Below are 20892 nucleotides of genomic sequence, written 5' to 3' on the forward strand. Positions count from 1 at the left end.
CAAAGCGGGCAAGGGGCAGTGAGAGACGTTGACGATCAGGGCGTAGCGGGCTGGATACCGAAGTCGAACGTCCAGGTCTGTGCGCCGGCATAAGCTGGCGTGGCCGGTGCATATGCAATGCTGGCCAAGCGGACGCGGGCATAGCTGTTGCCCGTGCCGGATTTCACCAGCGAAGCAGCCTCAGGGTGGGCTTTCAACATGTGCTGAGTCAGGCCCACGGCCGCAGCTGCTGCGTCAGTGGGGTAGTAGCTGTACCAGCCGTAGTTCAGAGCGTTCGGGTAGGTGCCTGTGTAGTTGGGCGACAGTTGCGAACCAATAGAGTCCACCACCCAGGCGGAAGCTGCTCTTGGCCCCGTCAGGCTGCCCTGCAAATCGGCCAGCGTATCTGCCAGGTTGGTCGCTGCATTGAACTTGGCCACGACAGGAGTCGTGCCGTCAGCAGCATAGAAGCCATCAGGTGTCTTGCTCAGGAAGCCAGCCACTTTGGCTGCGCCAGAAGTGCCGCCGTTCAGCTTGACGTTGTAGCGGTTGAAAGCCACATGCCATGTGCCTGCTTCGGTAGAAACGCTCTTGCTGACCAGATCGTAGTAGACCCAGCCCGCAGAGGCGTTCACGCTCGCGGTGTTCACGACGGCAGGGTTGGCTGTATCGACCCAGCGGAATGTGGGCCAGCCGGACGCTGTGCCTGTGGGGCCGCCGTAGTAGCCCGTCATCTGCAACGCGAACACGGGGCCATCGGCGCCTGTGACGACAGCGGAGGCGCTGTTGGTCGTGACCAGGAACACGCGGAAGTTGGGGTGCAGTTGATGCGTACCGTTGAGGTCGTATTCAAACGCAGCCGCTTGAATGGCGTTAACGCCTGTGAACGCGCTCTTGGCGGTGTCTGCTGCGTACAGGGTGGCCGGAATGGCACCGCTCACAGGATCAATCAGCGCATCGTTCCACTTTTCCAGATCCGCCCAGGTGTGGGTGAAGGGGCCGCCGAACGCGCCGCCCGTGCCGCTACCACTAGGGCCGCTGTTGGTGAAGACGCTCGCCGAACGGCCACCGCTCACAAGTTTGATGTCCCAGGCCGCTCCTGTGCAGGCAGCTTCTGTCTTGGCGTCGAAGTCATAGCAGACCGATTGGCCGGACGCAGGCAAGGTGACGGCCCACGTGGCGTTCTGCGTGAATTTGCTCGTTGGAGCAGGTGTAGGCGCAGGGGTAGGCGATGGTGCGGGCGTTGGCGTAGGAGCGGGTGTTGGAGCAGGCGTTGGCGTCGGGGCAGGTGCCGGGGAGTCATCCCCACCGCCGCCGCAGGCGCTAAGAGCCAATGCGGCCACGGCCACAGAAACGTACTTGAGGTAATGGGATTTCATGATGACTAGCTCCTTACTGTGAATGTGTTTAACGAACGGCATTGCCAAATGCGAACCTGGCGCCGAGGTAGATGTAGCGGCCGGAGATGGGCCCGAAATCGTTGGTGTTGACGAAGTCACGCTGGCGGTTGGTCAGGTTGTTCACGCCAAAGAACAGCGTGACCTGCTTGCCAATGCGATGGTTCAGGCTGAAGTCCACCGTGGTCCAACCAGGCGAGCGGGCGCGTGTGGCGGTATCTACCAGTTCGCTGCTCTGGTGCCGCAGGCGAAGGCCCAAAACGGTATTGGGCTGTACGCGCCAGTCCGCCCCCACACGCACAATCTGTTGCGGCCGGCGCGTAAGCTCCTGGCCCGTGGTTTCGTTGCGCGTAGACGTATACGTATGCGCCGCGTTCAGTGAAAGCGCGGGGCTGGCACGCCAGAACACGCTGGTGTCCAGGCCGCTGGTGCGCGCACGGGCAATGTTGGCGTAGGTATAGGTGGCAATGCCATCCACCACCGAAGCGTTGACGTCGTCGGTCTGGATCAGATCGCGCACGCGGTTGTAGAAACCGTTGACGTCAATGGTCAGACGCTCGCCGCGTTTCAAAGTAGCGCCCAGTTGCAAGCTGGTCGAAGACTCGGGCTTGAGATTCGGATTGCCCACCACCTTGTAGCCCAGTGAACTATGGTCAAACAGGTAGTAGCGCTCCTTGAGGTTAGGCACGCGGTAGCCCTGGCCCAGGCTGGCGCGGAACACACCCGTCCATTCAGGCGTGTTCAGCAGATTGGCCCGAACACTGATCTTGGGTGCCCAGTGGCTGCCGAAGTCAGAATCATTCTGGCCGCGCAAGCCCAGCAGCACTTCCCAGGTGTCATTCAGGATGATGTCGTTTTGAACGAACAACTCGGCATTGCTGCGTTTGGCATTGCCCAGGGTCACCAACTCTGAAGAGCCGTTACTGGTCTGAGACAGGGTCTCGTGGTGATAGTCCGCACCAATCATCCAGAGCTGACGCCCCCAGGCCGGCAGCTCGAGTTGACTGCTCAAGTGCTGCATGCGTTGGCTTGAACGGCGGTCCGTAGCCAGGACTTCGTTGGAATAGCCTGGTGAATGGCTGTCGTAGCTCTCATTCACCCCTTTGACCTGCGCCCGCATGCCATTGGCAAAGCGCCAATCCACCCCGCCACTCACCCGGTCGCGCGTGATGTTCTCCAACTTGCGCTGAGGCACCTGGTTAGGCGGCACAAACAGGTTGTAGCGCTGGGTATCGTCTTCTGTGTAGTGCGAAGCTTCCAGCCAGGCGCGCCCGTCTTTGCTGGGAATCCACTCACCGCGGGCAGCCAGTTGCTGGCGCAAGCTGGCATCGCCCTGACGCGGGTAGCTGCTGGGGTCTACGCCAAAGCCCGCACCATCCAGGCGCTCGCCAGAAACGGACAGGCGCCACTTCTCGCCGCCTCCGCCCAGGCTGAAGCGAGCGTTGCGGTTGTTCGCATTGAAGGATCTTCCGCTGTCATTCTGGCTGCCATAGCTGCCGCCATCGACAGAAGCCGTGCCGCCGAACCCGGCAGCCTGGCGCCGCGTGATGACGTTGACCACGCCGCCCATGGCGGAACTTCCGTACTGGGCCGAACTGGCGCCCTTGACCACTTCAATGCGCTCGACTTCGTCCAGCAGGTATTGGCTCAAATCTACCGTCGAGCCGGTGCTGGCCGTGATGGGCAAGCCATCAATCAACACCAAAACCTGGTCGGCACTCAAGCCCTGCAAAGACAGCTCGTAGCCCGATTTACCCAGGACTTCCCGCATCTGCAGGCCAGGCACGTTCTCAAGCGCTTGCTTGAGCGTATGGGCATTGGTGCGTTCAATCTCCTCTCTTGTCACGACCTCAGTGCGTACAGGAGCTTCGTCGATGTCGCGCTCAGTGCGCGTGGCCGTGATGACCACCGGTTTCAAGGTAGCGGACACCGCTTCTTGAGGCTGGGGTTGGGTTTGCGCTTGAGCCGAGGCTACGGCCAGCCAGGGAAGCAACCACCGCGCGGAGCGAAAAGAAGAAACAGGCATGAGGTAGGTGTGGGAATTTCGACAGCGGCGTGGTCGCGAATGCGAATGCCAACGCTAATGACAATGCAAGTCATTCGCATTCTAATGTAGCACGAGGAAGTTTCTTTTGCACACATGCGTTCTTTAAGCGACAGCTTGCGGCCTTTCAGAAGCGATGGGCACCGCTGTCGGATAAACTTGGCAAGGTGCGCGACTGGCGATAGGCGGTTTTCATGCCGCTGACGTGGATCAGGTGCTTTACGCCTCCGAACACCACTGGGAAGCGCACCGCTGGCAACTTCTAGCTGGCGATTCAGCCGTTCGCCTGGGCAGCCCGCAAGGGACGCTTGTTACTCATTGCGTCCCTGGGACGTTCCCTTCCACCGAAGGACTGCCAAACCATGTACGACCGTAAAAACCTCACTGCACAAACCGATCCTGAAGTCTGGGCCGCCATTCAGGCTGAGCACCAACGTCAGGAAGACCACATCGAACTGATCGCCAGCGAAAACTACGCTTCACCAGCCGTGCTGGAAGCCGCCGGCACACAGCTCACCAATAAATACGCAGAAGGCTACCCAGGCCGTCGCTACTACGGCGGCTGCGAGCATGTGGACGTGGTCGAGCAACTGGCCATTGACCGCGTCAAGCAACTCTTTGGCGCAGATGCCGCTAACGTACAGCCCCACTGCGGCGCCTCTGCCAATGAAGCCGTGTTCCTGGCCTTCCTGAAGCCTGGTGACACCATCATGGGCATGAGCCTGGCTGAAGGTGGCCATTTGACCCACGGCATGCCATTGAACATGAGCGGCAAGTGGTTCAATGTGGTCAGCTATGGCCTGAACGCACAAGAAGCCATCGACTACGACGCGATGGAGAAAAAGGCGCACGAACACAAGCCAAAACTGATCGTGGCCGGTGCCAGCGCCTACTCCCTGGCCATTGACTTTGAACGCTTTGCCAAAGTGGCCAAAGACGTCGGAGCGATTTTCATGGTGGACATGGCTCACTACGCCGGCCTGATCGCTGGCGGCCAGTACCCCAACCCTGTACCTCACGCCGACATCGTGACCAGCACCACGCACAAGAGCCTGCGCGGTCCTCGTTCCGGCTTCATCCTCATGAAGGCTGAGCATGAAAAAGCCATCAACAGTGCCGTGTTCCCCGGCCTGCAAGGCGGCCCGCTGATGCACATCATTGCAGCCAAGGCCATCGCGTTCAAGGAAGCCTTGTCGCCAGAGTTCAAGCAATACGCCATTCAGGTTCGCAAGAACGCGCAAGTCATCGCCGAGACGCTGACCCAGCGTGGTCTGCGCATCGTGAGCGGTGGCACTGAAAGCCATGTGATGTTGGTGGACCTGCGTCCCAAAGGCATCACCGGCAAGGAAGCTGAAGCCGTTCTCGGCGCAGCGCACATGACCATCAACAAGAACTCGATTCCGAACGACCCTGAGAAGCCTATGGTGACCAGTGGCGTGCGTATCGGCTCTCCCGCCATGACCACGCGCGGCTTCAAGGAAGAAGAAGCCCGTGCCACGGCCAACCTGGTGGCAGACGTGCTGGACAACCCACGCGACGAAGCCAACCTGAACGCCGTGCGCGCCAAGGTGGCCGACCTGACACGCCGCTTCCCGGTCTACCGCGGCTGACAGGCAAACCAGCTGCTTGCCACGTGTGACCAATGAGCGCTACCATGGCCCATCCGTCGTTTCTCATCGGCGGCCACGCCGGTAGCGCCGGTCATTACCGAGCAAGCAGATGAAGTGTCCTTTTTGTGCCCATAACGAGACGCAGGTGGTCGACACCCGCGTCTCCGACGAAGGCGATTTCATCCGCCGGCGCCGCCAGTGTGCTCATTGCGCCAAGCGCTTTACAACCTACGAACGGCCTGACGTCAGCTTTCCCAGCATCGTCAAGAAAGACGGCCGGCGGGTGCCGTATTCCCGCGCCAAGCTGCAAGACTCCCTGGACCTCGCGCTACGCAAACGCCCGGTCAGTACTGAGCAGCAAGACACTGCCATAGAGCGCATAGAAGAAAAAATTCTCTCCGCCGCCGCGCGCGAGCTGCCCTCTTCCCGCATAGGCGAGCTGGTCATGCGCGAATTGAAGAAGCTCGACAAAGTCGCTTACGTACGTTTTGCCAGCGTGTACCGCAGCTTTGAAGACATCGACGAGTTCCGCGCCCTGGTAGATGAAGTGCGGCGCTGAGCCGCTTCACCGTCCGCTTCAATGATCACCCAGGAAGGCTGGCGCAGCGCCATTTCCTCTTCATCCTCCCCTGCTCGAATGTCTTAGCCCCCTCTGCCTGAGGCAGAGGATTGGGGGCCTGCCAACCGGTGATGGGGTAGCGGCGCTAACGCTGCTCCCAACCTCACTGGCCGGAATCCACCTGAGGACAGGCACGGAAGGCGGGCCATTGTTCGGCTGTTGTCGTGAATTGCTCAATGGCAGGGTGCGCTGACGCCAGTATCCGTCCAGGCAGCACCAACTGAGTGAAGCTCCAGGCCACGGCTGTAGCAATCTGGCCATGCGTCATTCGGTTGGATTCGACTTCTTCTGAGCCGCGCGAAAACTCTGTCTCCAGAGCAGCGTAAGCAGCATCCAACTGGCGGCCCACCCGGTCCAGCCACGGCTGGTGCTGTTTTTCGCTGGGCCGCAATTGGCGCTCATAAACCATCTGTACTGCCTTTTCACATGCTGCCAGGGCCAGTCCGGTGCGCCTGAGGTCGCGCAGCTGCTGCCTTGAATCGGCAGGAGTGAGACTATGCGAAGAGAGTGATTCGGCCCATTGCAAGATCAGTGTTGAGTCCATCAGCACCGTACCATCATTAGTTACTAGCGTGGGAGCTTTCACAATCGGGTTGATTTGGCTGAACTGCTCGAAGGTGCTGAACACGGAGAGGGGCTGGTGTTCAAACGGCAATTCCAGCAGGTGCAGAGAAATAGCCACGCGTCGAACGTAGGGCGAGTCGAGCATGCCGATGAGTTGCATTGATATTCTTTAATAAACTGGGGTTGAGCTTGTACGATAGGCGACAAGGTTCTGATCGAACAGGGCAAAACATCGGAAACATGCTTCGCAAACCGATAAAGTATCGGCAGCCTTTAAGAGTCGCGCACCTATTTCCTTTTGAATCTATGCAACTCGACAAGAAAGACTGGTTGATAGTTCAGGCACTGCAGCTAGATGCGCGACAAAGTCTCGCAGCACTGGGAAAGCGCATTGGCCTCTCGCAACCGGCCATGAGCGAACGCGTACACAAGCTCGAGGAAGCGGGCGTGATCGAGGGTTACGGCGCACGCGTGAATCTGAGCAAGATTGGCGTAAGCCTGAACGCCATCATTCGCATTGAAACCAATCACCAAGGCATAGCGCCCTATCTGAAATTGTTCGAGAGCATGCCCGAAGTGCTGGAAGTTGACCGCGTGACCGGGCAGGACTGTTTCGTGGTGCGTTGCGCCATTGCAGAACCTGCAAATTTAGAGCGCGTGGTAGACGCCTTGGCCGTGCATGGCTCGGTGACGACATCGCTGGTACTGTCGAGTCCAGTCCGCAAGCACGATTCCATTCAGGCGCTGCGCATGCCCGGGCGCTGACTCGCCCCCCACATGCCCCATCTCGTTTGAAATAACGATATACGGAAATAGTCCTTCTGACACTGCAAGGTAACTCTTATTCTCATTGAACGCCTTCCAGCCTCAATGTTTCAGGAGTAGCCCAGCGTGAGCTCAGCAGTTATCAAGAACGATGCCGCCCCAGGCAGCCTGCACCTATTGTTGGTCGACGAACAATGGCTCTCAGCCCATTTGTCAGACTCCAATGTGGTGGTGATCGACACCCGGCCTGCCAACGATTATTGGCAAGGCCATCTTCCCGGTGCGCGGCATCTGGACGTCGGTCTTTTCGCCCATCACGACACGTCTCCCACAGGCTTGAAGGCTCTGGTTTCCCAGTATGAATGGATCTTTTCCCTGCTGGGCATCACGCGTGAACAACGCGTGGTTTTCTACGAAAACCGCTCTGACTCACGCGCCGCACGCGGCGCATGGCTGTTGGAGTACCTGGGCCACCCAGCCGTCTCCCTGCTCGACGGCGGGATTGCCGCGCTCCAGCAAACCGAACTGACCACTCAAGCGCCGATCTACGCTCCGACTCACTTCAAGGCCATTCCAGTGCCTCAGGCCGTCATTGGCCACGCAGAAATTCTCACGCGCCAGGACGACACCCATCTGCAAATTCTGGATACCCGACGCGCCGCCGAATACTTTGGCGAAGAGATCCGCGCCAATCGCGCCGGCGCCATTCCCGGTGCGTCCCATCGCGACTACGTCGACAACATTGACGCATTGGGGCGTTTCAAACCAGCGTCCGAACTGCGCGCGGCCTTCTACGACCTGGGCCTTCAGCCAGACCGCGAAGTTGCGGTTTACTGCGGGGGCGGTGTGAGGGCTGCGCATACCTATTTTGCGCTGAAGCTGGCAGGTTTCTCCGCACCGCGCAATTACACCGGCTCCTGGGGCGAATGGGGCAATCGTGAAGACCTGCCGCTGGAACACCCGACTCGTGCTGCAGCCCCATATAAAGAAGCGGTCAGCACATGAGCACCGCACCGACATTTATCTACCGCGCCAAGCCACCGGGTTCTTACGCCGAAGACAGAGCAGCGAACCCCGAGCCCCCGCAGGCGCAGGCGCTTCGCCCCGCGCTTACCCCTGCCGAGTACAGGGCTCGCCGTGAGAACACGCGCGTCATCATCGCCCGCATTGTATTTGCGGTCGCCTTCGTTCTGCTGTGGGAAGCAGCCGCACGCTGGCTGCTGGATCCGTTCTGGATAGGCCAGCCCAGCAAGGTCGCGCAGCGCCTGTGGAGCCTGATCGTCTCAAACGACTTGCTCTGGCACCTGACGCCCACCGTCACCCAGGCCGCCGCAGGGCTGCTGCTCAGTCTGGTGGTGGGTGTTCCTGTGGGCCTGCTGTTCGCCTACAGCAAGTTTGTGGAACGTGTGCTGGAGCCTTTCTTCCTGGGGCTCTACAGCATTCCGCGCATCGCCCTCGCGCCGCTGTTCATCCTGTGGTTTGGCATTGGCCCCATGTCCAAGATCGTCATGGCTTTTTCACTGGTGGTGTTCGTGGTGATCCTCAACACCTATGAAGGCATGCGCGGTGTGGACCGCGACCTGGTCGACATGCTCAAGGCTATGCGGGCCTCTCGCACCTATATCTTCCGCAAGGTGACCCTGCCCTCCATCGTGCCGTGGATCTTTGCTTCTATTCGTGTGGGGGTTGGCCTGGCCCTGATTGGGTCAGTGGTTGGAGAACTGCTCGGCTCCAACCGTGGCCTGGGCTGGTACGTAGAGCATGCCGCCGGGCGAATAGATGTGATTGGGGTCTTTACCGGCCTGGTCATTCTCATGGTGGTCGGCATCGTCTTGAACGAGCTGGTCAAGCTCGCCGAAGTCCGCCTGATTCGCAACCGCTACTGACCTGGGCAAGACACCATGAATGCGATCGTCTCCGACCCCGAACTCTTGCGGCAAGCTGCCCTGAATTCAGCTGAGCCTGCAGTGGAAATCAAGAATGTCGCCATGGACTACGGCGGCACGGTGCTGGCCCTGGCAGATGTCAGCCTGAACCTGAAGGAGGGTGAGTTTCTCTCCATCGTCGGCCCCAGCGGCTGCGGAAAATCCACACTGCTCAAGCTGATCTCCGGCTTGGCTGAAGCGGCGTCAGGTGAAGTCCTGGTGCGGGGCAAACCCGTCAGAGGAACACCGCCCGGCATTGGCTTCATGTTTCAGCGTGATGTCCTCTTGCCCTGGGCCAACGTACGTGAAAACATAGCCGTCGGCCTGGAGTGCGCAGGGTATCCGGTCAACGACCGCGAGAAACGTATAGACGAACTACTCGCCCTCATCGGCCTGGAACAGTTTGGCGCTTACTATCCCCGCGCCCTCTCCGGAGGCATGCGCCAACGCGTGGCGCTTTGCCGCTTGCTGGCGTATTCACCAGACATCTATTTGATGGATGAACCCTTTGGCGCACTGGACGCTCAGACCAAGCTGCTCATGGGTCAAGAGTTGCTGAGTATCTGGAGCCGCTTCCGCAAAGGCGTTGTGTTCGTCACGCATGACATTGAAGAGGCCGTCAGCATGTCAGACCGCGTCGTCGTCATGACTGGCCGGCCTGGCCGCATCAAGTCTGAATACCAGATAGACCTGCCCCGCCCACGCGATTCACGCAATGTGCGCAAGCTGCCCGCATTCCACCGGTATGTCGACGCCATCTGGAACGACATCATGACCGAGTCAGTCCGAGCCGCCTGACCCGTTGCGCCGCCCGACGGATTAGCCGCTCCCTGGGAGCGCCAAGCTCCAGCTTGGCAACTCATCCCCCTTCTATCGCCAAAAAATTTCCAAGCAAGTTCTTGGCAGCTGTAGAAGGCTTCCCGCGAAGCACCCTAACCATCTTCCCTAAACCCAAGCACTCCGGCCCGAGACCTGGACCTAGCCGGCATTGGCTGTTCCCTGGGAGCGCCAAGCTCCAGCTTGGCATCTTCCTCATCCTTTCTACCGCCAAAAAATTCCAAACAGGTGGTTGGCAGTCGCAAAGCGCTTCCCCCACGAAGCCTCCAACCAACTTCCCTCAAGCGAAGCACACACAAGCTGAAACCCAGACTTGGCCGGGAGTGGCTGTTCGGCTGTTTCCTGGGACCGCCGAGCTCCTGCTCGGCAATTCTCCCCGTTCCCAATCACCAAACCGCCACGCCGGAGCTGGAGGTCCATCGGGCACTGCCCCTCCTCCGCACGCCCCAAAACCAAGTCCCATCAAACCTCGAACACCCAACCCTTAAACCTCTTTGCACAACGGTACACCCAAAAAAATGCCAAGCAAACGCCTGGCATTCTCAAAAAAGCATGAACCCGAGAATCAGCGCCCCAACAGCTTATCCGTCAAGTCCACATCCACCTGCTTGATAGGTTTCAAATCCGGCTCCACCGACCGCAAGATATCAATCATCTTCAAAAACCCCGGTGGCGATATCTGCCCGTCCGCCGACAAAATCTTGGGCGCCGCCGCTGCAAAGCGCTTCACAAACTCATCACTGCGCTCAGGAAACAGCTTCTTCACCCCGCGCTGCGTAGCTGCTGGGTCGTTCTGAATCAACTGCTCAGCCTTGTAGATCGCTCGTGCCACCCCCTTGGCCACTTCAGGGTTCTTGTCTACCCATTCCTTCTTGCCAATCACGGCCTGACCAGAATGCGGAATCGTGCGCCAGTCGTACAAGATCCGATACTTGCCAGGCGACTCAATCTCATCGTTGATGAGATCGGGCGTCGTGGTCATCAGCGCATCCACCTGTCCAGAATCCAGGCCCGCACGTCCCGCCGTAGCACCTCCCGTACCAATGATGGTGAAGTCCTTGTCCGGATCCAGTCCAAGTTCTTTAATAGACCAACGCAGCACGTTGTCCGAATAGCTGCCAGGCGCAGACACCACAATTTTCTTGCCCTTCAAATCACGCAAGCTCTTGTAATCCTTGTTCGCAGGAATCACCAGAATGTGCGTAATGAAGCGGTCGATACCAATCAGGTAGCGCGCCTGTACTCCCCTGTTGTTCAAACGCAGAACATGGTCCGTTGCAAACGCAGCCAGATCAATAGACCCACCCACCAAAGCCTGCACCGCTACGCCACCGCCCCGAAACGCGATGGGGTCGATCTCGATCTTCTCCGCCTTGAACAGGCCCTCATTCACCGCCACCCAGATAGGCAGCTGTGATTCATTGGTCCCGATCAAACCGAACTTGATCTTGGTCTGCGAAAACGTCACCGTGGTGGCCAGCGCCAACCCCAATACGATCGTTAATCGCGAAACAGCTTTTGCAAATCGACCTGCCAGGTCGATTACCGAAGAAGCACTGCGTGTCATCAAAACCCCGTCGTGAAATAAAGAAAGAGCAGCAAAGAATAGAGTCGACTCCGTGAGCACCCAAGCTCGGATTTCAACTATTCATACATGAACTGCGTCCTTTGCAGATGAATGGCAGAAGCGAAGAATGTCTCTGTGCCCGCACTCAGTTCATCCAACGCGCAAGGATGAAAACGAGCGAGAGCACGCCAGAGCCAATCTCGCCCTCTTCCAACAGTCTGTTCCGGAGCTCACCGTGTCCGTTGCTGAAGCCGAACTTCTAGAGAACCCCATCGCAGTCAACACCCCTGCGCTGGACTTCACCATCACGCCTTGGCAACCTGCTGTCGGGGCAATTGTCAAAGGCTTGCGATACAGCGGAGGCACGCTACCAGAGTCAGCTCAACACGCACTGAAACAGGCATTGCTCCAGCACGGCCTTCTGTCGTTCGAACCCGGCACGGTCACCGGGCAGAACTTCACGGAGTTTCTGGAAGCCTTTGGGGAGGTTGTGCTCTACAGTGGCCCTCAAACCCCTGCGGTATCCAAAGAGACCCAGGCCAACATCGTTGACTCCACAGACAAAAAAGTAGCCCGCAACTACATCTGGCACATCGACCAGGCTTTCCGCCCCAACCCACCCAACTACACCGCACTGTTTGGCAAGGCCGTTCCCGAGTTCGGTGGCGACACGCTCTTCAGCAACGCCGTAGCCGCTTACGAGCGACTGGACCCGCTATTTACAGCGTACCTGGAAACGTTGACGGCAGTGCACTACTGGGACGCCACCGGACACATGTCTGACCGCTTTCTCGACAAGCAGGAATACGCACGCCAGCGCGCCCTGAATGCACCCATTGAAACCTCCATCGTTCGGGTGCACCCCGAGACCGGCAAGAAGCAACTCTTCGTCAACGAGTCCTACACCACCTACATCAAGGGCGTCAGCCGCACCGTCAGCCAAAGCCTGCTCACCATCTTGTTTGAAGCCATCAAGTCACCCGAAGTACAAGGCCGATTCAGCTGGACACCTGGCACCCTGGTGCTCTGGGACAACCGCACCGTGCAGCACCGCGGCATCGGCGACTTCGCCAAGCAAAGCCGCGTGTTCTACCGCGCTTGCGTCAACTGATTCATCCACCGCAGCGCACACAGGAGCAGGCCGCATGCTGACCCACGAAGACAATGAAAAACTGTGCCGCGTAGGGCCCGGCACGCCTATGGGCAAGACTCTGCGCCGCTACTGGCACCCTGTGACCCGCTCAGCTCGCCTGGAAAGAGACGGGGCGCCGCTGCGCATACGACTGCTGGGTGAGAACTTTGTGGTCTTTCGCGCCACCGATGGCCGAGTGGGCTTCTTTGACGAAGCCTGCCCGCACAGATGCGCGTCTCTCGCGCTGGCTCGCAACGAAGGCAATGGCCTGCGTTGCCTCTACCACGGCTGGAAGTTTGACGTCAGTGGCAAGACGGTAGACGTGCCCACAGAACAGCCCGAACGCCGCGAAGCCTTTGCGCGCAAAGTGCCACTCAAACACTACACCGTGCGTGAAGCCGGCGGCATGGTCTGGGTACACATAGACAAAGAAAATCCGGCACCGCCCTTCCCTGCCTTCGAGTTCGTCGACCTGCAAGACGACCAGATTGACGTGCGCTCCGGCCTCATCAAAAGCAACTGGCTCCAACTGCTGGAATCCGTGCTTGATTCAGCGCACCTGAGCTTTCTGCACAGCGGGGTGCTCTTCAGCCGCCCCGTAAGCGAATCACCCATGTCTGAAGGCATGCGTGCCAACTTCACAGCCACGACTTCCGTCTCGTCCCCCACATTCGAAATTCTGGAAAAGCCCTACGGCTTCCGAGAAGGTGCGGTGCGTGATTTTGGTGATGGCCGCCGCTTTGCCAAGATCCGCGAGTTCGTGGCGCCCTACTGCTCGTTCCTGCCTGGCTTTCCTGGCAAGCCCACGCGCCGCAAACTGGTCATGTCCGTGCCCATCGATGACGAGACCTGCACGCAGTGGGTGTTGAACTACCGCACAGACGCTGCGTTTGAGCCTGGAGAGATCGATGATTTCTGGCGTTATGCCAACCCAGACCCAGACAACTTCCTCAACCCCACCAGCGGCCCGGACGACATGTGGGGACAAGACCGCGCCGCGATGAAGGAAGGCCATTTCAGTGGGTTCCCCAACCGTCATTTCTTTGAAGAAGACATGATCGTGCAAGAGTCCATGGGCTCCATTGTCGACCGCACGCGTGAATACCTGAGCCAGAGCGACAAGACCATCATCCACGTCAGGCGCCAATTACTCAAGGCCGCAGACGCGGTTCAACGCGGTGAGGCGCCATGGGGTCTGCGCGACGCGGCCAGCGTCGACTATGCCCGCATCCGCTCCTGCGCCGTGTTTCTGGAGCCAGGCCAGGACTGGACCGAGGTAGATGCCTTCCTGCTTGCGGCCGAGCCAGATGAGCAACCAGGCTCAGGCCTTGACGCAAAGCCTGAAATCGAAGAAGCCACCACGAACTAGCGCGAGCTCATCACCTATCCCATCCAAGCCCCAAGGACACCGACCCCATGACATTGAAGATCCAAACCGAAAAAGGCAACTTCACCGCCTACCTGGCGCTGCCAGAAGGCCCGGCCAAAGGCCTGATCATCGTCACCCAGGAAATCTACGGCGTGAACAAGGAAGTGCGCCGCGTGACTGACTGGCTGGCCAGGGCAGGCTATGCCGCTGCGGCCCCCGATCTGCTCTGGCGCGTAGCGCCCAATCTGGACTTTGAATACGCCGACCGCGACAACGCCCGCAAAGCCATCGGCCAATTGCAATCTGACCAGATCGTCTCCGACATCGCCCAAACAGCCCAGGCCCTGCGTGCCCACATTCCTCAAGGCGAGAACCTGCCACTGGCCATCGTCGCGTTGGGCTGGGGTGGCCTCTACTCGTACCAAGCCGCCAGCCTGGCCACGGCGGCCGCCATCGTCTCCTACTACCCAGGCAATCTACCCAACGGCATTGACACAGCCAGCAGCATCGGCATTCCGCAGCAAATCCATCTGGCGTACCACGACGAACGCACCAAGCCCGAATTCCGCCGCTCGTTGCGTGAAGCACTGGCGGGCCTGGACGACGCAGAGGTCATCGTCTACCCCGATGCAGACCACGGCTTTGCTAACCGTGACCGGACTGAATTTCACACCGAATCGGCTGAGCTGGCGGATAACCGCACTTTGGAATTCCTGGCCCGCAGCTTCAAGTATTCGCTTGCCTGACATCGGAATCACAAGCTGGCAACTCTGCCCCTTTGCAAGTTGCGTTAGGCCGTACTTTGTTTAAACTTGCAGTGAGCCAGTTATTGGCGCATTGGAGAGTTTTTATGAAGGCCTTTGCGGACCCTGCGGTTGAAGCTCGCTTCAGTGCCTATCCGCCGCCTGTGCGCAAAAAGATGCTGTCCCTTCGAGATCTGGTATTCAAAGTGGCGGCTGCGACAGATGGCGTTGGCGAAATCCAGGAGACCCTGAAATGGGGCGAACCAGCGTATGTGACGGCAGCAAGCAAGAGTGGCAGCACCATCAGAATGGACTGGAAGAGCAAGCAACCTGAACAATTTGCGCTCTACTTCAATTGCAATACGAACCTCGTTGATACATTTCGCACCCTGTTCCGAGATGATTTCAACTTTGAAGGTAATCGCGCTTTGCTTTTCAACATCTCCGACGACTTGCCTACGGATGAATTGGCATTTTGTATCGGCGCCTCCCTCACCTATCACGCGCAAAAGAGGCAGGTCAAGCCAAAAGCCTGAGTTCCAGAATTTTTGAGGTGTGTGCCCCAGCCAGATCGGTTCGCAGAGAAGGATTTGCAAAAGCTTTCGGAATGATTCATATTTGCCATAGGCATTCAAGGATCAACTGAAATGAACCAGCAGCTTGAAACTTACGCAAACAGCATTTGTCTTTCTGCCCCCGAGAATGAGCGGCTCAGACTGGCGTTTGGATATGCCTGCGCCAAGCGCATCGAGCATTTGTTGGAAGAGCCGGAAGTCGTGGAGTGCCTGAACCTTCTGGGAAAATATCTGGAGGGCACTCTGGATGCCGTGGTCCTTTTGCAGGTTCAAAAGGACGCGGATCAGCTTGCCAACCGGCATCGCGGATCGAAGTCCATTGACGGATGTGGCCATGCGGCAGTATCAGCAAGCTACGCCATTGCGAATGCCGTCAATGGGAAGGCGATACAAGCGGCAAGCTACTCGGCCTATGCAATGGTGTATGCGGACGGCGGATATGGCGCGGTGGCGCATCACGAAGCGTTTGACGGTGAATTCTCGTGGCAACTCAATAAGTTGATTGCGCTTTCGGCGGAATTCATTCCCCAATCAGCGCATTCAATTGCCTAACGAAATGAAGCAGTCAAGAGCCCCTTGCAGCCTACGGAATCGTCCAACTCGATGATGCTCTGCCAGCCAAAGTAGTCGTCCAGATTTTGTGTGGCCACTCCGTAACAATGGAGCGCTGGAATTTGTGGCCAGGGCGCCTTAACGCTGAGGGCGTCCCGTCGGCAAGACGCTGCGACGAAACTCCGCTATGACATGGACGCGAAGCCGCTCAACACTTCAACTCCCGCTGACGCTTGCGTTCCTTCAAAAGCTGTTGCTGCACTTGCTTCAGCTCCGCCCCATTTGCCGTCTTTTCTTCTTTTTCAAGGCTCTCGATTCGAGGGTCTCTCACATAGCACTCGGCCATCTCCTCGGGGGTCAGATTGTTCCGTGCACGCCTGCTGTACGTCGCACGTTCTTCGGGCGTTCTCCGCAGTATCGGTCGCTCGAAATCAGCCAGTAGCTTATTGTGTTCTTCCCGACGGACCTCGCTGCTCTTCTGACTTTTACCGGAAAGCTTGTCCAGCCCGCGAGTAGGAGTGACATCCACACGCTTGGCACCCAGGCATGGTTCGTCTGAATAGCTGGCTTTTCCGTTCACTTCGCATCGGTAGACCTGGGCCATTGCCGAAGTTGCAAACAGCGCCATCCAACCTATGCTCACAAAAAAGGCATTTACCTTCACTTCCCATCCTCCTGACGACATTCTCACCTCAAAAGTAAAGCGTCAATCTCCCTTTGTGCGTACTAAAGTCGAAGCGTGATATGAGCTCAGACTCTCGGCTGAGTGACCGAGAAGCAGCAATTGGTATCGCTCGATGCCGGTCGGCGACCTCACGCTGGCTGGCACCAAGCAAACATTAGAAAGCACGATCGGCGCGTACCGGGTTACTCCAGAATCGGTCTCTCACGCCCGGCGCGAGGGCTTGAATGCGTCCACTCCGCCAAATTTTTTGTGAGTCAAGCATTTAGCAGCGTGAAGCGCTGCGACTCGCAAGTCAACTCACACAGTGCCGAGCTTTCGCTCGGCGCCGTCTTCTTTTTGGAATCAGAACTGCCGGCGTTGCCAGAGGTGCTCGGCTATCGCATCGACGGCGTTCGTACCTTCGCCCTCAGCAGTACCAAGCGCTTCCGGTGTGACATCAGGAGATGGCACTACGCCGTTAAACGTCCAATCTACGCGACCCAAGTCACGAGTCGCCGTGGCGAGTTCGTCAAAGTTGTCGGCTATCCAGCACCGATGAAGATGGTTGGTGATGCCTGCGCACAGGTCAGCAACCTGGAGTTGGGGATGCAAGGTTGAATCAGCTTGCGTGAGTGTCAGAGCGCGTAGGGGAAATCGCATCTTCCGACGGTCGTAACCGATCAGGTTGGACCCCTCACCCGTCAACGCTAGCATGTCTTGGAAGGTCGCCTGAGACGCGAGGATAGGTTTCGAGGCGTCGTGCACTACATGAAAGCGGTCTTCTTTTCTAGATCCCCAAGCTGCGATGTGTTGGAAGAGTGCGGGGATGGCGGGGTCAAGCGCCAGCGAGTCAAGATACCCCCCAAACCAGATGTCGAAGAGTCTGCGCTCCACGAACGGAAACAGGTCGCCCTTGAAATCGTCGCTCGTGCACGCTTTGATCATGGCGTCGCCCGCCGCGTAGAAATTATCGACCTCAGTAGGCCCCTTCCGACGAATCAATTCAACGAATGCAGCCAGAAATCGGTCTGTATTCTCCTGGCCACAAAAGACAGGCATGCAGTAGTGCAGCATGTTCGACATTGCAAGATTCGCACCGCACTCGTAGAGGTCCGGCCCAAACTCGTGCGCCACAGTCTCAGCCACGATGTCTACAAGCTTTGTGGTCACCATGAACTTCTTGTGAAAGACGTCGACCACTACACGCTCGTTACTCAGTCGAGGATCGGCAAGGAAGCGGATCAACCTCGCGACGCCGTTTCCCGATTTCCTTAGACCTGTGAACTTGGGTTCGGCGCCTTGCGCTGAGCGAACGTGCTCCAAGAGTGATTCGGCTTCCTCGCGCGAGAAGTCATTAGAGGCAAGCACGAAACAAGGTTGCTCAGGATCCAGGAGGTTCGCTCCCGAATTGCCTGCTTCATCACAGTAAATCGTGGTCATTTACGATTTTGTTCGTTTGTCTGTATCTCAGAAGGGTCGGGAGGTTTCACTTCTCCACTGGCCGAATGTACCGGTAGACCATTTCAAGTGATCGGTGCCCAGTCTGTCCCATGATGGCGGCGGCGGGGCATCGCCTCGGAGATGGTCCATAGCCATGCGGGTGATCCGTGACGAAAACCCCTCGGGAATACTGTAGTGCATAGTGGAAAGGCCGTCTTCTCTCCAGCTCTCACTCCACGTGAGCGACCTGCCGTAACTCGGTCCCTCCGGACGCGATCTGAACACACCTACGGTCGTGAAGTCGCCGCGCTCGCGGACAGTGACCGGCACGAGGTGGGCGCGGCGGTTGGATAGATGGTGTTCTCCATCACGATCCGGAGTCGGCTGGAACGACCCTACTGGCGTTGGCGGCTGTAGCCCCGGACGTGGACTCCAGCCGCGCCCGATTTTCCCTACTCGCTCTTGTAAAGCAATACATGGGCGATGGCTTCGACGACAAAAAATTGCTGGAAATCGTCACCTACCTGAAGGAGAAGGTGAAAATTCTTATACTGAGCGTTAGCGATGAGGCTGATGCGTACCAGATTTTTGAAACTCTAAATGATCGAGGGCGATCCCTCGACACTCTGGACTTACTGAAGAACCATCTCTTCTCGAAAGCAAAGTCGGGCCTGCCCGAAGTAAAGCAAAAATGGGCAGCCCTTAAGGAGAACCTGCAGGATGCTGATCCAAAGAACCGCTTTCTGAATCACTTTTGGACTTCATTACACGGCAGAACATCCACGACTGGGTTATTTCGGTCGATTAGAGATCAGATCTCTTCTGCACAAGAAGCCGTCTCATTTGCAAATCAGCTTGCCGGCTCAGCTCGCATCTACGAGGCCCTCCGGAGTGGGTCCAGTCCAGTGTGGAATGACCACCCGGCAGAAACCAAAAAGAATATAAACATCCTTCGCTTGCTGGATGCACAACAAGCACTTCCAATCCTGCTGGCGGCTTATGAGAACTTCCCTAAGGACGAGTTCAGAAAACTAACCAAGTTGTTGGTCGTAATGGCTGTACGGTATAACTTTATCGGCGAAGAGCGGACTGGCGTTGCCGCCAACTACTATTCCGACCTCCCGAAACCCATTTGGGCTAAGACGATAACCAAAGCGGCTCACGTTTTCAAAGAGTTGAAGCAGATCTATCCAGGCGACAATTCATTCTCCGATGCATTCAAGTTAAAGAGCGTTACCGACACAAAGCGCGCACGCTACATTCTCGCGGAAATTGAAAACAGTATCTCGCCAACAGAGAAAATTGTGAATTCCGACCCCGATGAAGTAAATCTTGAGCACGTGCTACCGAAGAACGTAAACCAGCACTGGAAACCGAGCGATACTAGCGTCGAGGCGGACGAGCACCGAGATTTTGTCAACAGATTAGGAAACTTAGCGCTGGTCCCAAAAGCAAAAAACAAGAAAGTGGGAGCAAAATCGTTTAACGATAAGAAGGATGAAATTTTTTCTCAGTGCCCGGAGTTCGCAACGACATTCGTCATTTGCAATTTTGACAAATGGAATCGCGCGGCTATTGAAAAGCGGCAAGAGTATTTGGCAGGCCTTGCTGTCAACACGTGGAAATATGGGGACAATTGATCCTACAGGCCACCATCGAATACGACCAGTGCAAGCGGCGAAATTAGGCAGCAGATTCGCTGCGCCCGTAGCACCAGTCGGACTCACGTGAAATTCCGCGTGGTCTGACTTGCAATCAGCCGCGCAACATGTGGAAGCAAACGTTTGAGAGAACAACGTTTGACGGCCTAACCTCGCAAACGTACCCCGGCAGCACGCGGCGATAGCATGGTCGCATGAGCACATACAACCATGTAGGGCTCGCTGACCTGCAAGTCACCTGCATGGCTTGCGTGTCAGCCAAAATGGCGACGTCGCCTAATTCGATACATGGTGCTCACTGCCTTGTTCATGGGAATATTTCCCCTCGTACTTGCTCTGTTGACGGTATTCGTACGTGTTCCTGCAGGCCTAGGAGAGTTCGCCGGGAAAGCCTCCGCTGAACAACATGAACTGGAGTTCAGGAAAGGCTGCCAGCTTTCGATGTATTCCTGTGTTGAGCTCAAACGCAATGACGAGTTCGTAGCCACAGGTTTTGTGCTTGACACCTCTCCAACACACATTGCCATCGTTGACGCTCAAACTCAACGCGGTCGTGTTCTTCCACTGGAAAATCTCGAGCTCATCTCCGTTCGAGCGCCCAAGTCAAAAAATGGCACTGCGACGCCTTAGTTCTCTTGACCATGGGAGCTGAGCGAAAGCTCGATCGGCGGGTTATTGACGTTTTCGTCGTTTATGACAATCAACCTGTCACCGTTCACGCTGAGTCTGTCGAAGCGCCGTGCAAGGCGTCGACAAGCTCAGCCCGAACGGGTGTTTTTCATGGATATATGAAAGTCTCAATAAGCCAATTCAGTTGACGGAAAATCATCCGAAAAATGAAGGCTCATCATAGTGCCGTGCTTTCAGTCACTTCATTTGAACTGCGGTAAACGTGCTCCTTGAGCACAAGCTTCCATCAGTTGGGCCAACCGTCCGGCTCGTGTCTGGTCCTTCTTCGCTGTAGTGACCCAGTGCAGTACGCGCTTGCGATAGCCAGCCGGTGTGGCTTCGAAAAAGGTCCACCCAGCCCCGCTACGCTGGAAATCCGCCAACTCACCCGGCAGCAGTTCGGCAATCGATGGCTGTTCGTGCGAGTAGATGGCAGATTTCGCCTCGGTTCGCATTGCATACGCAGCAGCCCCTGCCGCAGTCATCCGGCCCTCGGCTTCAAGCCTGGCCATCTTGGCAATGTTCACCGCGCTCCAGATCGAGCCCGGTTTGCGGGGTGTAAAACGGATGGAATAGCTCAGATCATCGATGCGTCTGCGGACGCCGTCTATCCAACCGAAGCAGAGAGCTTCGTCCACGGATTCGGACCAAGTCATACAGGGCGTGCTGGTCGCGACTTTGTGAAAACCTACGATCAATTCCGACGCAGTGGCGCCGTTGGCGTCAAGCCAGACCCGAAAGCCCTTGGGTGTCTGAAAAAAGAGTGGGCTTGCCATATCA

The 20892-nt window shown here is 57.4% G+C and carries 20 protein-coding genes and 1 riboswitch; of the genes, 13 read left to right on the top strand and 7 right to left on the bottom strand.

What is annotated here, in order from left to right:
• Nucleotides 1–35: 35 nt before the first annotated feature.
• Nucleotides 36–1358 (bottom strand): HmuY family protein, encoded by a 1323-nt coding sequence (locus ABIE13_RS22195; protein ID WP_354447504.1) that lies wholly within the window; start codon nt 1356–1358, stop codon nt 36–38.
• Between the two features lie 28 nt (nt 1359–1386).
• Nucleotides 1387–3402, bottom strand: a complete 2016-nt coding sequence (locus ABIE13_RS22200) for a TonB-dependent receptor plug domain-containing protein (RefSeq protein ID WP_354447506.1) — start codon at nt 3400–3402, stop codon at nt 1387–1389.
• Between the two features lie 179 nt (nt 3403–3581).
• Nucleotides 3582–3719: riboswitch (ZMP/ZTP riboswitch) on the top strand.
• A 63-nt stretch (nt 3720–3782) separates the two neighbouring features.
• On the opposite strand from ABIE13_RS22200, the gene glyA reads away from it, so the two are divergent.
• Nucleotides 3783–5030, top strand: coding sequence for a serine hydroxymethyltransferase (gene glyA, locus ABIE13_RS22205; RefSeq protein ID WP_354447508.1), 1248 nt, complete (start codon nt 3783–3785; stop codon nt 5028–5030).
• A gap of 109 nt (nt 5031–5139) precedes the next feature.
• Nucleotides 5140–5589 carry a transcriptional regulator NrdR gene (gene nrdR, locus ABIE13_RS22210; protein ID WP_354447510.1) on the top strand — a complete coding sequence of 150 codons (450 nt, stop codon included), beginning with the start codon at nt 5140–5142 and terminating at the stop codon, nt 5587–5589.
• 163 nt (nt 5590–5752) lie between these two features.
• Here the strand turns inward: nrdR and ABIE13_RS22215 are convergent, their stop codons facing one another.
• Entirely contained in the window at nt 5753–6373 is a 621-nt protein-coding gene (locus ABIE13_RS22215; protein ID WP_354447512.1) for a glutathione S-transferase N-terminal domain-containing protein, read from the bottom strand.
• A 146-nt stretch (nt 6374–6519) separates the two neighbouring features.
• Between ABIE13_RS22215 and ABIE13_RS22220 the strand changes: the two genes are divergently transcribed.
• The 4 genes from ABIE13_RS22220 to ABIE13_RS22235 all read left to right on the top strand — a co-directional run bounded on the left by ABIE13_RS22220 (nt 6520) and on the right by ABIE13_RS22235 (nt 9701).
• Nucleotides 6520–6978, top strand: a complete 459-nt coding sequence (locus ABIE13_RS22220) for an Lrp/AsnC family transcriptional regulator (protein WP_354447514.1) — start codon at nt 6520–6522, stop codon at nt 6976–6978.
• Between the two features lie 126 nt (nt 6979–7104).
• Nucleotides 7105–7983, top strand: a complete 879-nt coding sequence (locus ABIE13_RS22225) for a sulfurtransferase (protein ID WP_354447516.1) — start codon at nt 7105–7107, stop codon at nt 7981–7983.
• On the top strand, nt 7980–8864 hold the full coding sequence (locus ABIE13_RS22230) for an ABC transporter permease (protein ID WP_354447518.1): 885 nt from the start codon (nt 7980–7982) through the stop codon (nt 8862–8864). Before ABIE13_RS22225 ends, ABIE13_RS22230 begins: the two co-directional genes overlap by 4 nt.
• A 15-nt stretch (nt 8865–8879) precedes the next feature.
• Entirely contained in the window at nt 8880–9701 is an 822-nt protein-coding gene (locus tag ABIE13_RS22235; RefSeq protein WP_354447520.1) for an ABC transporter ATP-binding protein, read from the top strand.
• Nucleotides 9702–10305: 604 nt separating this feature from the next.
• On the opposite strand, the gene ABIE13_RS22240 is transcribed toward ABIE13_RS22235, so the two are convergent.
• Nucleotides 10306–11307: an ABC transporter substrate-binding protein gene (locus ABIE13_RS22240; protein WP_354447522.1), complete on the bottom strand. Its 1002-nt coding sequence runs from the start codon at nt 11305–11307 to the stop codon at nt 10306–10308.
• Nucleotides 11308–11542: 235 nt separating this feature from the next.
• Here ABIE13_RS22240 and ABIE13_RS22245 point away from each other — a divergent pair, with 235 nt between their 5' ends.
• From ABIE13_RS22245 to ABIE13_RS22265, 5 genes are all read left to right on the top strand, one after another.
• The gene (locus ABIE13_RS22245) at nt 11543–12418 is read left to right on the top strand and encodes a TauD/TfdA dioxygenase family protein (RefSeq protein ID WP_354447524.1); all 876 of its coding nucleotides are present in this window, start codon (nt 11543–11545) and stop codon (nt 12416–12418) included.
• A 34-nt stretch (nt 12419–12452) separates the two neighbouring features.
• The gene (locus tag ABIE13_RS22250; protein ID WP_354447526.1) at nt 12453–13808 is read left to right on the top strand and encodes a Rieske 2Fe-2S domain-containing protein; all 1356 of its coding nucleotides are present in this window, start codon (nt 12453–12455) and stop codon (nt 13806–13808) included.
• A gap of 47 nt (nt 13809–13855) precedes the next feature.
• Nucleotides 13856–14554, top strand: a complete 699-nt coding sequence (locus tag ABIE13_RS22255; RefSeq protein ID WP_354447528.1) for a dienelactone hydrolase family protein — start codon at nt 13856–13858, stop codon at nt 14552–14554.
• A 32-nt stretch (nt 14555–14586) separates the two neighbouring features.
• On the top strand, nt 14587–15087 hold the full coding sequence (locus ABIE13_RS22260; protein WP_354447530.1) for a DUF1801 domain-containing protein: 501 nt from the start codon (nt 14587–14589) through the stop codon (nt 15085–15087).
• 111 nt (nt 15088–15198) lie between these two features.
• On the top strand, nt 15199–15678 hold the full coding sequence (locus ABIE13_RS22265; RefSeq protein ID WP_354447532.1) for a hypothetical protein: 480 nt from the start codon (nt 15199–15201) through the stop codon (nt 15676–15678).
• A gap of 208 nt (nt 15679–15886) precedes the next feature.
• Here the strand turns inward: ABIE13_RS22265 and ABIE13_RS22270 are convergent, their stop codons facing one another.
• Together ABIE13_RS22270 and ABIE13_RS22275 are read right to left on the bottom strand one after the other, a co-directional pair.
• A complete protein-coding gene (locus ABIE13_RS22270; RefSeq protein ID WP_354447533.1) occupies nt 15887–16342 on the bottom strand; it encodes a DUF4124 domain-containing protein in 456 nt (151 codons plus the stop codon).
• 363 nt (nt 16343–16705) lie between these two features.
• Nucleotides 16706–17782: a DUF3800 domain-containing protein gene (locus tag ABIE13_RS22275; protein ID WP_354447535.1), complete on the bottom strand. Its 1077-nt coding sequence runs from the start codon at nt 17780–17782 to the stop codon at nt 16706–16708.
• Nucleotides 17783–18207: 425 nt separating this feature from the next.
• Between ABIE13_RS22275 and ABIE13_RS22280 the strand changes: the two genes are divergently transcribed.
• Both ABIE13_RS22280 and ABIE13_RS22285 read left to right on the top strand, forming a co-directional pair.
• The gene (locus tag ABIE13_RS22280) at nt 18208–19422 is read left to right on the top strand and encodes a DUF262 domain-containing protein (protein WP_354447537.1); all 1215 of its coding nucleotides are present in this window, start codon (nt 18208–18210) and stop codon (nt 19420–19422) included.
• A gap of 309 nt (nt 19423–19731) precedes the next feature.
• Nucleotides 19732–20073, top strand: a complete 342-nt coding sequence (locus ABIE13_RS22285) for a hypothetical protein (protein WP_354447539.1) — start codon at nt 19732–19734, stop codon at nt 20071–20073.
• Nucleotides 20074–20315: 242 nt separating this feature from the next.
• Here the strand turns inward: ABIE13_RS22285 and ABIE13_RS22290 are convergent, their stop codons facing one another.
• Nucleotides 20316–20888: a YdeI/OmpD-associated family protein gene (locus tag ABIE13_RS22290; RefSeq protein WP_354447541.1), complete on the bottom strand. Its 573-nt coding sequence runs from the start codon at nt 20886–20888 to the stop codon at nt 20316–20318.
• Nucleotides 20889–20892 lie beyond the last annotated feature (4 nt).

Source organism: Ottowia thiooxydans (assembly GCF_040548795.1).
In the GTDB taxonomy this organism is placed as follows: Bacteria; Pseudomonadota; Gammaproteobacteria; order Burkholderiales; family Burkholderiaceae_C; genus Ottowia; species Ottowia thiooxydans_A.